This is a genomic window from Paraburkholderia acidiphila (assembly GCF_009789655.1).
GTDB classification, from domain to species: Bacteria; Pseudomonadota; Gammaproteobacteria; order Burkholderiales; family Burkholderiaceae; genus Paraburkholderia; species Paraburkholderia acidiphila.
Window position 1 is genome coordinate 1,222,208 of sequence record NZ_CP046909.1, and the last position, 14,329, is coordinate 1,236,536.

The window sequence follows — 14,329 nt, forward strand, 5'->3', positions numbered from 1 at the left end:
CCCGGGATTATAATGCGCCCCCATGTCGAATGTACCCAAAAGACCTGCCTCGGCGCAGGGCAGCAACACCCCGGCCGGGCAGGAAACGGCGCAGGACGGCGCGAAAGCGAAAAGCGCGTCGCAGAAGTATGGCGACGGGCAAAAGCTCGCGTCGTCGGACAAGCTTGCCGCGCTCATGGGCGGCGGCGCGCTGGGCGGCGCGCGCGCGCAGGACAAGCGAGCGGCACAGCCCGCGCCGGCGCCGGCCGCCGGGGCGAAGGACGCGCCTGGCGGGCGCGGCGAAACACCCAAGCCCGAGCAAGCTCGCGAAGCGCGAAATGCTCCGCAGCCGGTGGCGGCGCAGCCGGCGCGCGGCGAGGCAAATCGCGCGCCGCAAAGCGGGCAACGCGCACAGCAGGGCGACGTGCGCGCATCGCGCAAGCCAGACGCGCAGCGTGACACGCGCGCACCTCAGTCAAAGTCCGCTCAGCACGCGCCTTCCGACGAAGCCGCGCGCGGGCGGACGCAACGCGCACCACGCGACGCTTCGGATAACGCGTCGCGGAAGCCGCCGCGCAATCCCGCCCAGCAGCAAAAACCGGTTCAGCATCAGCCACGCGCGCCACGTCCGGAAGCTGTGCGCGAACGCGATCAATCCGCGCAGCAGCAGGCCGCGCGCGCTGGCAACGAAAAAGCGCCCGAAACGAACGAGCGCAAGCCGCGCAGCGAACGTCCGCCGCGTGCGCCGCGAGCGAACGTCGAGCCGAACCGGGTCCCACCCATCACGTTCCCCGAAGCGCTGCCAGTCTCGGGCCGCCGCGAGGAAATCGCGCGTGCGATTGCGCAGAATCAGGTCGTGATCGTGAGCGGCGAAACGGGCTCGGGCAAGACCACGCAGTTGCCGAAAATCGCGCTCGCTTTGGGCCGCGGCCTCGGCGCGGGCGGCACGGGTCTGATCGGCCATACGCAGCCGCGGCGCATTGCGGCTTCGGCCACGGCGCGCCGTATCGCCGACGAACTGAATACGCCGTTTGGCGAAGTGGTCGGCTACAAGGTGCGCTTCACCGACAATCTCTCGCCGGGCGCCTCGGTCAAGCTCATGACCGACGGCATTCTGCTCGCGGAGACGCAAACCGATCCGCTCCTCAAGGCCTACGACACGATCATCATCGACGAGGCGCACGAGCGCAGTCTGAACATCGACTTCCTGCTCGGCTATCTGAAGGAGATCCTGCCGCGCCGGCCCGACCTCAAGCTGATCGTGACCTCGGCGACCATCGACGCCGATCGCTTCGCGCGCCACTTCGGCAGCGACGAGAAGCCCGCACCGGTGATCGAGGTGAGCGGGCGCCTCTATCCCGTCGAGGTGCGTTACCGGCCGGTGCAGGAGGACAGCCCGGCGGTGAAGAATGCGCAGGGCACGACAGGCCGCGAGAAGAGTGCGAAGTCGCAGCGCGACACCGATCGCGACCTCATGGAAGCGATCGTCGACGCCGTCGACGAACTCTGCCGCGAAGGCTCGGGCGACGTGCTCGTGTTCCTCCCAGGCGAGCGCGAAATTCGTGACGCCGCGGAAGCGCTGCGCAAGCACCATCCGCCGCACACGGAAATCCTGCCGCTCTTCGCGCGCCTTTCCGCGCAGGAGCAGGAGCGCGTGTTCAAGCCGTCGAACGCGCGCCGCATCGTGCTCGCGACCAACGTGGCCGAAACTTCGCTGACGGTGCCGGGCATCCGCTATGTGGTCGATACGGGTCTTGCGCGCGTGAAGCGTTATTCGTACCGCAACAAGGTCGAGCAACTGCAGATCGAGTCGATTGCCCAGGCGGCCGCGAACCAGCGCGCGGGCCGTTGCGGACGCGTTGCCGACGGCATCTGTATCCGGCTCTATGAAGAATCGGATTTCATCGCACGGCCGCGCTTCTCCGATCCGGAAATTCTGCGCTCGTCACTCGCCGCCGTGATTCTGCGCATGAAGTCGCTGCATCTCACGGCGATCGAGACGTTCCCTTTCATCGAGCCGCCGCCGGGGCGCGCGATTGCCGACGGCTATCAGTTGCTCAACGAACTGGGCGCAGTCGACGACGACAACGCGCTCACGCCGCTTGGCCGCGAACTCGCGCGCCTGCCGCTCGACCCGCGCGTGGGCCGCATGATTCTTGGCGCGCGCGACGAGCAGGCGCTGCGCGAAGTGCTGATCATCGCGAGCGCGCTTTCGGTGCAGGATCCGCGCGACCGGCCGATTGAGGCGCAGGAGCAGGCCGACCAGGCGCATCGCCGCTTTGCCGACGAGCGCTCCGAGTTCCTCCAGTGGCTCAAGATCTGGGCCTGGTTCGAAGAGGCCGTCGCGCACAAGAAGTCCAACCGGCAATTGCTGGACGCGTGCCGCGCGAATTTCCTTTCGCATTTGCGCCTGCGCGAATGGCGCGACGTGCATTCGCAATTGCTGACGGTGGTGCGCGAGCATGGCTGGCGCATCAACGAAGCCGATGCGACTTACGAGCAGATCCATCACGCGCTGCTCACGGGCCTGCTCGGCAACATCGGCCTGAAAGCCGACGACGAGCCGCATTATCTCGGTGCACGCAGCATCAAGTTCCACTTGTGGCCGGGCTCGGCGCTCGTGAAGAAGGCAGGGCGCTGGGTCGTGGCGGCGGAACTCGTCGAAACGAGCCGCCTGTACGCGCGCTGCATCGCGAAGATCGAACCCGAGTGGCTCGAGAAGGTGGGCGCGCATTTGCTGAAGAAGTCGCTCTCCGAGCCGCATTGGGAGAAGCGCGCGGCACAGGTGAGCGCGTTCGAGCGCGGGGTGCTTTATGGCCTGCCGGTGTACCAGCGCCGGCGCGTGGCGTTCGGCAAGCAGGACCCGGCGCGCGCGCGCGAACTCTTCATTCGCGGCGCGCTGGTGGAAGGCGAATTCGACACGAAACTCGCGTTCTTCGCGCACAACCGCAAGCTGCTCGCCGATATCGAACAGCTGGAACACAAGTCGCGCCGCCAGGACGTGCTGGTCGACGACGAGCTGATCTATGGCTTCTACGATCAGGCGATTCCCGAGGGCATTTACTCGGGCGCGTCGTTCGAACGCTGGTATCGCGACGAGGTGAGAAAGAGCGGCCAGCCCGAGGACAAGCTGCGTCTCTTGTACCTGTCTCGCGACGACCTGATGCGTCACGAAGCGGCCGGCGTGACGACCGACCTGTTCCCGAAGCGCATGACGATGTCGGGCGCGGCGATGGCGCTCACGTATCACTTCGAGCCGGGCTCGCCCCGCGACGGCGTGACGCTCGCGGTGCCGCTCTACGCGCTCAACCAGGTCGATGCGCGCCGCTGCGAATGGCTCGTGCCGGGCATGCTCAAGGAGAAGGCGCAACTGCTCCTGAAGTCGCTGCCGCAGAAGCTGCGCCGTCATTGCGTGCCGTTGCCCGAGTACGCGGCTGGCTTTGCCGAGCGCGTGGGCGGCGAGCGCTTCGGCGCGGGCGGACTGCTGGAGGCGTTGATTGCCGATGTGCGCGAGCAGAAGCAGGTCGCGTTGAAGTCCGCCGACTTCAAGCTGGAAACGCTGCCCGCGCACCTCTTCATGAACTTCAAGGTGATCGACGAGCACGGTCGCCAGCTCGCGATGGGCCGCAACCTCGCGCAACTGCGCGCCGAACTCGGCGCGCAGGCGCAGCAGCAATTCCAGAAGCTCGCGAGCGCGACGGCGCTGGCGGCGCTGGAAACGCACGCGCAGGGCGGTGACGTCGCGCAGAGCGCTCAAGCCGAGCGCGGGGCAAGCGGCAATGCGCCGCAGAATAGCAACGCGCCGCACACGAGCGCGCCAGGCGACGCAGCGCCCGCCACCGCACTCTACGAAAATCTCACGACGTGGAATTTCGGCAAGCTGCCCGAGCTGCTGGAAATCCGCCGCGGCGGACAGACGCTGTTCGGCTATCCAGCGCTCGTCGATCGTGGCACGCATTGCGATGTCGAAGTGTTCGATTCGCCGGAGGAGGCCGCACGGATTCATCGCGCGGGACTGCGTCGATTGTTCGCGCTGCAGTTGCGCGAGCCGATCCGCTACCTGGAGAAGAACCTGCCGGGCCTGCGCGAGATGGCGATGCAGTTCATGGCGCGCGCCACGCAGGAGGAACTGCGCGACCAGCTGGTCGAACTCGCGCTCGACCGCGCCTGCCTGCAAGACCCGCTGCCCGACGACGACGCGAGTTTCCACGCGCGCAAGGACGAAGGCCGCGGACGTCTCTCGCTGCTCGCGCAGGAAATCGCGCGGCTCGTGGGGCAGATCCTCGCCGAATATGCGTCGCTCGCGAAGAAGCTCGTGCAGGCCAAGGCGTTCGGCGCGCCCGCGGCGGACATGCAGGCGCAGGTCGATGCGCTCATCAGCAAGCGCTTCATTCTGGATACGCCCTATGCGCAGCTCGTGCATTTTCCGCGCTACCTGAAGGGCGTTGCGCTGCGCATCGACAAGCTGCGTGCCGACCCCACACGCGACGCGCGCCAGGCCGCCGAATTTCAGCCGCTCGCGCAGCAGTATCAGCGCGCGCTCTCGCAGCGCGGCGGCGTGTTCGACGCGCGTCTCTCGGAGTTCCGCTGGCTGCTCGAAGAACTGCGCATCTCACTCTTCGCCCAGGAGTTGCGCACGCCGATGCCGGTTTCCGTGAAGCGTCTGTACAAGGTTTGGGAATCGATGCAGCGATAAGCCGCATGTTCGGCCGTATCGATTGCATTGCGGGCCATAACACTAGTTCGAAAAGGGGCGCCTGGATGCGCCCCTTTCATATTTCAAGGGTCCTACGTCAACCTTGCGTGCAGCTGGACGGTCTACAATCACGCATCTGCCCGGGAACGATTCTTCATGCCGAACAACAACACATTTAGCCGCTCATTTAGCCGCTTTGCCGTCAAGGCCGCTGCCGCCGCACTCGCCTGTGCCGCGCTGGTTTCAACGGCCGCTCACGCGAACAACATCATCGTCCTCAATTCGGGCGAAGCCACGCTGAGCCTCATCGACGACAAGACGCACGAAGTCGTCGGCACCGTGCCCACGGGCAAGGAACCGCATCACCTCTTTCCCACGCCGGACAACGCTTCACTGATCGTCGCGAACTCGGTGTCGAACAACCTGCTGTTCGTCGATCCGAAGACCGGCAAACCGCAGCGCTGGGTCGAGAACGTCGAAGACCCGTATCAGCTCGGCTTCTCGCCCGACCGCAAGTGGTTCGTCACCACGGGGCTGCGTCTCGACCGTCTCGACATCTACAACTACGCGGGCGGCAGCAATATCACGCTCGCGAAGCGCCTGCCGCTCTCGGCCATGCCGAGCCACCTGGCATTCACCAACGACAGCCGCACCGTGTTCGTTTCGCTGCAGGTATCGGGTGAAATCGCAGCGGTCGATCTGCCCACGCAGAAAGTGCTCTGGAAAATGAAGGTCGGTTCCGCACCGGCCGGCCTGTGGCTCACGCCCGGCGACAAGTACCTGCTCGTCGGCATGACGGGCGCCGACTACGTGGCGGTCGTGGACTGGCGCAACCAGAAGATCGTCAAGACGATCCAGGTGGGCAAGGCCGCGCACAACTTCCGCTCGCTCGTGGACGGCCGTCACGTGCTGGTGTCGAGCCGCGTGGCGAACGTCATCAGCATCATCGACGAGGAAACGCTCGAAAAGACCGGCGAGATCAGCGGTCTGATGCCCGGTCCCGACGACATGGAACTCACCGCCGACAAGCGCTACCTGTGGGTGACGTTCCGCTTCGCGAAGCACATCGGCCTCATCGACATGCAGACGAAGAAGCTCATCAAGACCATTGCCGTGGGCCGCTCGCCGCATGGCATCTACTTCTACGATCGCGCGCCCGTTACGGCGCCGAACGGGGCTTAACGAGCGGGAGGGCGCGTGGACATGGTGGCGTCTGTGCTGGCGGTGATTGCACACGTGGGGCAGGCCGCGGTTTCGGGCGCGGACGACCTCGTGTCGTGGCTCCAGACGCTTCTCTACGTCAACGCGATTCAGCCCTTGCTCTTCCACGCCGGCATGATGGACGTGGACGAAGACACCTACGACGCGCTCTACTGGGTGATCGTGGGCGTGCTCGAAGTGGGGCTGATGTACGCGCTGCTGCGCCCGCTCGAAGCGCTCGTGCCCGCGGAGAAGTGGCGCGACCGCAAGGGCGTGGGTGTGGACGCGCTCTACACCTGGGTCACGCGCCTCGGCATTCTGAACCTGCTGTTCTTCTTCACGATGCAGCCGTTCTTCGACCGCACGCAGAGCGCGCTGCGGCTCATGGGCGTGAAGACGGTCGATCTCGACAATCTCTGGTCAGGCGTGACCACGCAGCCGCTCGTGGCGTTCGCCATCTACCTCGTGGTGCTCGACTTCTTCAGCTACTGGTACCACCGGCTTTCGCATCGCTATGGCATCTGGTGGGAGTTGCACGCCGTGCATCACAGCCAGCGCAAGATGTCGCTCTGGTGCGATGACCGCAACCACTTGCTCGACGTAATCGGTCAATCGTGCATGTTCGCCGCCGTGGCGCTCGTGATCGGCGTGCCGCCCGCGCAATTCGTGGTGCTCGTTGCGCTCACGAACTTCGTGCAGAGCGTGCAGCATGCCAACATCCGCGTGCATTTCGGTTGGCTCGGCGAGCGGCTGGTCGTGAGCCCGCGCTTTCACCGCCGCCATCACGCCATTGGCTATGGCCACGAAGGTACCCACTACGGCTGCAACTTTGGCGTGCTGTTCCCGTGGTGGGACATGATGTTCGGCAGCGCGTCGTTCAATCGCGAGATCGAGCCCACGGGTATTCGCGACCAGCTCGAAGGCGCGCGCTATGGCGAAGGCTTCTGGGCGCAGCAGGGTTATGCGTTCACCCGCATTGCCCGGCGCCTGCGTTCGGGTTCCCACTCGGCCACTGCCGCGCAGGCCAAGGCACGCGACGACGCCACCGTGACCTGAGCGCCGGCACGGCGTCTTTCCTCTTCGTCTCACCCGTCTTACCCGCCGTGCGCGCGGTGGTTTATGCTGTCGGCTTGGTCGCACCGATTTCGCCGACACCGTGTTCTCTACCCGTCCTTTTCGCCATATTCCGCTCGCATGAATGATCTGTTGCGCTCGTTCGGACGCGCGCTCGCGAGCGTGTTCCATCCCGCCATGCTGCTCCTCACTTTCGTGCCATTTCTCGTGGCGGCGGCGGTGTGGGGCGCCGTGCTCTACGTGTTCTGGCAGCCGCTGCTCGACCTTATGCGCGGCGCGCTCGCGAACTGGTCGTCCACGACCTACCTCTACCATCTCTTCGACGCGCTCGGCTTCGGCTGGCTGCGCGCGACGATCGCGCCGTTTCTCGTCATCATCCTGACGATTCCGCTCATCGTGATCACGGTGCTGCTGCTGATCGTCGCGATTTCGATGCCGCGCGTGATCCGCCATCTTTCGAATCGCCAATATTCGATGCTCGAGATGCGGCGCGGCGGCAGCTGGTACGGCAGCCTGTTCTATTCGCTCGTCACGACCCTCGTCTGCCTGATCGTGATGATCGTGACACTGCCGCTCTGGCTCATTCCGCCGTTCTTCGCGCTCATTCCGCCGCTCTTGTGGGGCTGGCTCACGTATCGTGTGATGACCTACGACGCGCTCGCGCTGCACGCAAGCGTCGAGGAGCGCCGCGCGCTGGTGCGCAGCCATCGCCTGCCGCTGCTCGTGATCGGCGTGGTGAGTGGGCTGCTCGGCTCGCTGCCCACGGCGATCTGGGCCGTTTCCGCGTGGCTGCTGCTGTTCTTTCCGGTGCTCGCGGCGGTGACCATCTGGATTTATGCGTTCATTCTGGTGTTCACGGCGCTCTGGTTCGGGCACTACTGTCTGCGCGCGCTTCAGCGCATGCGCGCGCACGAGGTGCAGCAGGCTGCCGGCGACGTGACGATCGTGCACTAACTCAAGACAATCCAGCGAGGCGACACATGGCATTTGGCGTCATCATCATCGGCGACGAGATTCTCTCGGGGCGCCGCTCCGACAAGCATTTGCCGAAGGTCATCGAATTGCTCGGCGCGCGCGGCCTTGCGCTCGAGTGGGCGCAGTACGTGGGCGACGACCCCGAGCGCATCACCGAAACGCTGCGGCGCTCGTTCGCTTCGGGCGACATCGTGTTTTCGACGGGCGGCATCGGCGCGACGCCGGACGACCACACGCGTCAGTGCGCGGCCGCGGCGCTGGGCGTGCCGCTCGCGCTGCATCCGGACGCCGAGGCGGCGATCCGCGAGCGGATTCGCGACATGCACACGGGCGCCGATCCCGTGAACTACCAGTCGTCCGAGAATCTGCATCGCTTTCAGATGGGCACGTTCCCGCAGGGCTGCGAGATCATCCCGAACGGCTACAACAAGATTCCGGGCTTTTCGATTCGCGAACACTACTTCATGCCGGGCTTCCCCGTGATGGCCTGGCCGATGATCGAGTGGGTGCTCGACACGAAGTACGCGCACTTGCATCACCAGACGCCACACGCCGAGAAGTCGCTGCTCGTGTTCGAATTGCCGGAGTCGACGCTCACGCCGCTCATGGAGCGCATCGAGCGCGACTTTTCGGGCGTGCGGGTGTTCAGCCTGCCGAGCGTGGGCGACACGGAGCGCGGCGGCATCTACGCGCGCCGGCATATCGATCTGGGCGTGAAGGGCGAGCCGGAGGCCGTGGCGGCCGCCTTCGTGAAGCTGCGCGAAGGCGTGCACGAACTGGGCGGCGATGTGGTCGAACCGGCGGCGCCGGGCGAGGGCACGCCCGATCGCGAGCGCCGCAGCGGGCCGCGCGCCGGTTTTTGAGCCGATGAGTGAAGGTGCGCCGCGTACCGTGGCAAGGCAGGCGGCGCATCATCTGCGTGTCACATGGGGCGCTCAGAGTGGCCCGTTGGGTTGAAGCCGGGCGGTTTCGGGGTTTACGCGCCGATCCACGGCAGGCCGCGGAAGCACCAGCCGGTGACGGTTTTACGGTGGCCCTGGCCGTCCTTGTCGCCTTCGAAACCTTCGAGTAGGTCGTAGGCTTTCGTGAAGCCGGCTTTTGCGGCTTCGATGGCGGCGAGCTTGGAGCGCGCGGCGCTGCGGCACAGGAACAGCACGGGCGCGTCGGCTTCTACGGCGCTTTTGAGCTGGGTGAGGAACTCGGTGTTCGGTACGCCGCCCGGATAGCGGGTCCATTCGACGTGCGAATATTGGCCGTCGCCCACAACGGGACGACCGACCCAGTCGAGTTCAGCGCGTGTGCGCACGTCGACGAGGCGCGCACGCGGGTCGAGCTGCAGAAGCTCGAATGCCTCTGCGGGCGATACCGCGCCCGCGTAGGGCAGCTGGTTCTCGACGCGGCGCTTCTCAGCCTGGGCGTACAACTGTTCGAGCGTACTCATGACAACGGATCTCCTGTTTCGCGTTGGACCAAAAAACCATTCTAGCGCGTGGGGACGGAGCGGGCAGGTCGGTCCGGGCAAGGCAAGACCGCGCGATGCTTAGGCAGCTCAAGGGCGAAATGCATCGAAATGGTGCACTCGAAGCGTTTTGCACCATAATGAAGAGAGATTCGCGCGCCAAATTCGGGATTGCACGAATATGGTGCCGATGAGTCGCCACTCTGGTGGCTCCACAAAAGCGCGGCGCACGATTTTTGATTGCAAGTGTGTGTCGCGAAAGGGATTTGCGCCACGTTGGCGCATGCATGGCACGGAAGCTGCTTTATATGTCTCGATCGATTCGCAGCCGGCCAGCCGAGGTCAGCAGGACAGACCTGGGTAGGAGGCGGCCGGCGGGGATCAACAAGATTGGGACGGCGGCAGCGTTCGCCGAAATCGTTAATCAGGAGAATAGGTTATGAGTAAATCCGTGGCCGACGTCATGCAACTCGTCAAGGACGAAGACGTCAAGTTTGTCGACTTCCGCTTCACGGACACGCGCGGCAAGGAGCAGCACGTTTCGGTTCCGCTGTCGGCATTCGACGAAGACAAGTTCGAGTCGGGTCATGCGTTTGACGGTTCGTCGATCGCCGGCTGGAAGGGCATCGAAGCCTCGGACATGCTGCTCGTGCCGGACCCGAACACGGCCTTCATCGACCCGTTCTACGAAGAATCGACGCTGGTCCTGACCTGCGACGTGGTCGAGCCGGCCGACGGCAAGGGCTACGAGCGCGACCCGCGCTCGCTGGCCAAGCGCGCTGAAGCCTATCTGAAGAGCACGGGCCTCGGCGACACCGCCTTCTTCGGTCCGGAGCCGGAATTCTTCATTTTCGATTCGGTCCAGTGGAACACGGATCAGTCGGGCTGCTTCGTGAAGATCGGCTCGGATGAAGCACCGTGGTCGTCGGGCCGCGAAATCGAAGGCGGCAACACGGGTCACCGTCCGGGCACGAAGGGCGGCTACTTCCCGGTCGCGCCGGTCGATACGTTCCAGGACATCCGCTCGGAAATGTGTCTGCTGCTCGAGCAGATCGGCATTCCGGTCGAGGTGCACCACCACGAAGTGGCGGGCCAGGGCCAGAACGAAATTGGCACGAAGTTCTCGACGCTGGTTCAGCGCGCGGACTGGACGCAGCAACTGAAGTACATCGTCCACAACGTGGCGCACACGTATGGCAAGACGGCGACGTTCATGCCGAAGCCGGTCGTTGGCGACAACGGTTCGGGCATGCACGTTCACCAGTCGATCTGGAAGGACGGCCAGAACCTGTTCGCAGGTAACGGCTACGCAGGCCTGTCGGAATTCGCACTGTTCTACATCGGCGGCATCATCAAGCACGCCCGCGCGCTGAACGCCATCACGAACCCGGGCACGAACTCGTACAAGCGTCTCGTTCCGCACTTCGAAGCACCGGTCAAGCTCGCTTACTCGGCACGCAACCGTTCGGCATCGATCCGTATTCCGCACGTGTCGAACCCGAAGGGCCGCCGTATCGAAACGCGCTTCCCGGATCCGCTCGCTAACCCGTACCTGTGCTTCTCGGCACTGATGATGGCAGGTCTGGACGGCGTGCAGAACAAGATCCACCCGGGCGAAGCCGCCGACAAGAACCTGTACGACCTGCCGCCGGAAGAGGATGCAAAGATCCCGACCGTTTGCGCCGGCCTCGACCAGGCTCTCGAAGCGCTCGACAAGGATCGCGAGTTCCTGACGCGCGGTGGTGTGTTCACCGACGGCATGATCGACGCGTACCTCGCGCTGAAGGAAAGCGAACTGCAACGCGTGCGTATGACCACGCACCCGGTCGAGTTCGAACTGTACTACTCGCTGTAATTGGCGATGGCGCTTCGCTGCATGCTACACAGCGAAGCGCCGGTTCAGTTTGTACGACTCGCAGGACGCTTAGGCGTTGGTCTCCAAGGGACGGCGGTGCCGTCCCTTTTTCGTTGGGCGCTTGATGCACACCGACCCGCTCATTGAACAGTACTAACGACCAGGACCGATACCGGTGCGCCGCGTGGCGGCCGGCCTGAAACATGGTGCTCAAGAATCTGATCAAGGCAAGAAAGGGTCACGCCGAACCGCTCTCCGGCGACGCGCCGCTCGTCGAGTCGGGCCTCTTGCCTGGCTTCGAGGCGCTGCCCACTGTCGTGCTCGTGCTCGACAAGCGCACGCTGCGTGTTGCCTTCGCGAATCCTTCGGCGGAGGCGATGCTCGATCTCTCGCGCCGTCAGCTCTCGCAGATGGCGTGGTCCGATCTGTTCTCGAACGCGGACGAGCTGCTTTCGACGATCGCTTCGATCGCCGAGCATCGCTTTCACGCGACACGGCTCGACGCTTCGCTGGAACGCATCGGCCGCGAGCCGCTGAACGTGCACGCGGTCGTGGGCTTTCTCGAAAGCGCGCCCGACTATGTGTTGCTCGAACTATTCGAGAACGAGCGGCATCTGCGCAGCGATCGCGAAGAGCGCATTCACGACCTCACGGCCGTGAACAAGCATCTGATCCGCAATCTCGCACACGAGATCAAGAACCCGCTTGGCGGTATACGCGGCGCCGCGCAACTGCTCGAATTCGAACTCGGCGCGCTGGAGCGCGACGAGTTGCGCGAGTACACGCAGGTGATCATCAAGGAGTCGGACCGCCTGCAGACGCTGGTCGACCGGCTGTTGGAGCCGCACCGTCATCCGCATATCGTGGGCGACGTGAATATTCACGAGGTGTGCGAACGCGTGCGCGCCGTGATTCTCGCGGAGTTCCCGCGCGGCCTCACGATCGAGCGCGACTACGACGTGAGCGTGCCCGACCTGCGCGGCGACAAGGAGCAGCTGATCCAGGCACTGCTCAACATCGTGCGCAATGCGGCGCAGGCGCTGCGCGAGCGCATCTCGCAGGGCGACGCGCGCATCGAATTGCGCACGCGTGTTGCACGCAAGGTGACGATTTCCAAACGCCTGTGCAAGCTGGCATTGGACTTGCATATCACTGACAACGGACCCGGCATTCCCGAGGATATTCGCGACCGCATCTTCTATCCGCTCGTTTCCGGACGCGAGGATGGCAGCGGTCTCGGCCTCACGCTCGCGCAGACGTTCGTCCAGCAGCACGACGGACTCATCGAAGTGGATAGCCGGCCGGGCCACACCGAGTTTCAGATATTGCTGCCGCTTGATAGTTGAACTAGCAACAACTCAAGCTGTTAATGGATTCACCGATACCGCACGCCACCAGGACTTCTGACCGATCCTATGAAGCCGATCTGGATAGTAGACGACGACCAATCGATACGCTGGGTGCTCGAAAAGGCCCTTGCCCGCGAGAACTTCGCGACCCGCAGCTTTTCGAACGTGCGCGAAGCCGCGAGCGCGCTCGATCACGACAGCCCGCAGGTGCTCGTCTCGGACATCCGCATGCCGGGAGGCTCGGGCCTCGAACTGCTGCAAACCGTGCGCGAGCGCGTGCCCGGGTTGCCCGTCATCATCATGACGGCGTTCTCGGACCTCGACAGCGCGGTCGCCGCTTTTCAGGGCGGCGCGTTCGAGTATCTCGCCAAGCCCTTTGACGTCGACAAGGCCGTCGAACTGATTCGCCGCGCCGTGGACGAAAGCATGCGCGGCGAGCAGCAGTGGGACGAGCGTCCCGCCGAAGCGCCCGAGATGCTCGGCCAGGCGCCGGCCATGCAGGACATGTTCCGCGCCATCGGGCGGCTTTCGCATTCTGCGGCCACCGTGCTCATCACGGGCGAGTCTGGCACCGGAAAGGAGCTTGTCGCGCGCGCCTTGCACCGCCATAGCCCACGCGCGAACGGTCCGTTCATTGCGCTGAACACCGCCGCCATTCCGAAGGATCTTCTGGAATCCGAACTGTTTGGCCACGAGCGCGGCGCGTTCACGGGCGCGCAGGCCATGCGCCAGGGCCGCTTCGAACAGGCCGAGAACGGCACGCTGTTCCTCGACGAAATCGGCGATATGCCGTTCGATCTGCAAACGCGCCTCTTGCGTGTGCTCTCGGATGGGCAGTTCTATCGCGTGGGCGGACACAACCCGCTGCGCGCGAACGTGCGCGTGATCGCCGCGACGCACCAGAATCTCGAAACGCGCGTGCGTCAGGGCCTGTTCCGCGAGGACTTGTATCACCGGCTCAACGTGATACGCCTGCGTTTGCCCGCGCTGCGCGAACGCAGCGAGGACATTCCGCTGCTCACGCGCCACTTCCTCCAGAAGAGCGCGCGCGAACTGGGCGTGGAGCCCAAGCGGGTCTCGGACGAGGCGCTTGCCTGGATGTCCGCGCTGCCGTTTCCGGGCAACGTGCGCCAACTCGAGAATTTGGCGAACTGGCTCACGGTGATGGCGCCCGCGCAGACCATCGAGATCAAGGATCTGCCGCCTGATCTCGTGCCTGCGCACGGCTCGGCGGGCGCGGCGGCGCATCTCGGCGATGGCGCGTCCGCAACCGAAGCCGGTGTGGCAGCCAATGGCGCGATCGGTGCATCGCCCGTTGCCGGTGCTTTGGCGGGCGCGGGCTTGCCCGGCGCCATGGGCGGTGTGTCGGGCGGCGTGGCGTTCGGCACACCCGCGTTCGGCGCGTCCAACGGCGCAGTTGCCGCCGTCGCGCCGCTGAGCGTGTGGGAGAGCGGGCTGCGCACGGAAGTCGCCCGTCTCTTGCGCGAAAACAGCGCCGATGTGATGGACGAACTCTCGCGGCGCTTCGAAGCCGCCGTGATCCGCGAGGCGCTGGACTTCACGCGCGGGCGCAAGGTCGAGGCCGCCGAGCGTCTCGGCATCGGCCGCAACACCATTACGCGCAAGATCCAGGAACTCAATCTGGAATGAGCGTGGATTAGCAGGTGACGTCGGGCCGGCCTCGCGCAATGCGAGCCGGCCCGACGCGAAGTGCGCCGGCGCGCACACAGGGCATAATCGAC

Annotated in this window: 9 protein-coding genes; 8 read left to right on the forward strand and 1 reads right to left on the reverse strand. The window is 64.9% G+C overall.

Annotated elements, in window-relative coordinates:
- The first annotated feature begins 22 nt into the window (after positions 1–22).
- From hrpA to FAZ97_RS05505, 5 genes are all read left to right on the forward strand, one after another.
- Positions 23–4,675 carry an ATP-dependent RNA helicase HrpA gene (gene hrpA / locus FAZ97_RS05485; RefSeq protein WP_233271640.1) on the forward strand — a complete coding sequence of 1,551 codons (4,653 nt, stop codon included), beginning with the start codon at positions 23–25 and terminating at the stop codon, positions 4,673–4,675.
- Between the two features lie 156 nt (positions 4,676–4,831).
- Positions 4,832–5,857, forward strand: a complete 1,026-nt coding sequence (locus FAZ97_RS05490; RefSeq protein WP_158757541.1) for a YVTN family beta-propeller repeat protein — start codon at positions 4,832–4,834, stop codon at positions 5,855–5,857.
- A gap of 21 nt (positions 5,858–5,878) precedes the next feature.
- A complete protein-coding gene (locus FAZ97_RS05495; RefSeq protein ID WP_158757542.1) occupies positions 5,879–6,931 on the forward strand; it encodes a sterol desaturase family protein in 1,053 nt (350 codons plus the stop codon).
- Between the two features lie 138 nt (positions 6,932–7,069).
- Positions 7,070–7,903: an EI24 domain-containing protein gene (locus tag FAZ97_RS05500; RefSeq protein ID WP_158757543.1), complete on the forward strand. Its 834-nt coding sequence runs from the start codon at positions 7,070–7,072 to the stop codon at positions 7,901–7,903.
- A gap of 26 nt (positions 7,904–7,929) precedes the next feature.
- On the forward strand, positions 7,930–8,787 hold the full coding sequence (locus FAZ97_RS05505; RefSeq protein WP_158757544.1) for a competence/damage-inducible protein A: 858 nt from the start codon (positions 7,930–7,932) through the stop codon (positions 8,785–8,787).
- Positions 8,788–8,900: 113 nt separating this feature from the next.
- Here the strand turns inward: FAZ97_RS05505 and FAZ97_RS05510 are convergent, their stop codons facing one another.
- Positions 8,901–9,365 (reverse strand): rhodanese-like domain-containing protein, encoded by a 465-nt coding sequence (locus FAZ97_RS05510; RefSeq protein ID WP_158757545.1) that lies wholly within the window; start codon positions 9,363–9,365, stop codon positions 8,901–8,903.
- A gap of 457 nt (positions 9,366–9,822) precedes the next feature.
- Between FAZ97_RS05510 and glnA the strand changes: the two genes are divergently transcribed.
- From glnA to ntrC, 3 genes are all read left to right on the forward strand, one after another.
- On the forward strand, positions 9,823–11,238 hold the full coding sequence (gene glnA / locus FAZ97_RS05515) for a type I glutamate--ammonia ligase (RefSeq protein WP_042264808.1): 1,416 nt from the start codon (positions 9,823–9,825) through the stop codon (positions 11,236–11,238).
- Between the two features lie 203 nt (positions 11,239–11,441).
- A complete protein-coding gene (gene glnL, locus FAZ97_RS05520) occupies positions 11,442–12,584 on the forward strand; it encodes a nitrogen regulation protein NR(II) (RefSeq protein WP_158757546.1) in 1,143 nt (380 codons plus the stop codon).
- A 69-nt stretch (positions 12,585–12,653) separates the two neighbouring features.
- Complete coding sequence (gene ntrC, locus FAZ97_RS05525) at positions 12,654–14,237, forward strand: nitrogen regulation protein NR(I) (protein ID WP_158757547.1); 1,584 nt, start codon at positions 12,654–12,656, stop codon at positions 14,235–14,237.
- Positions 14,238–14,329 lie beyond the last annotated feature (92 nt).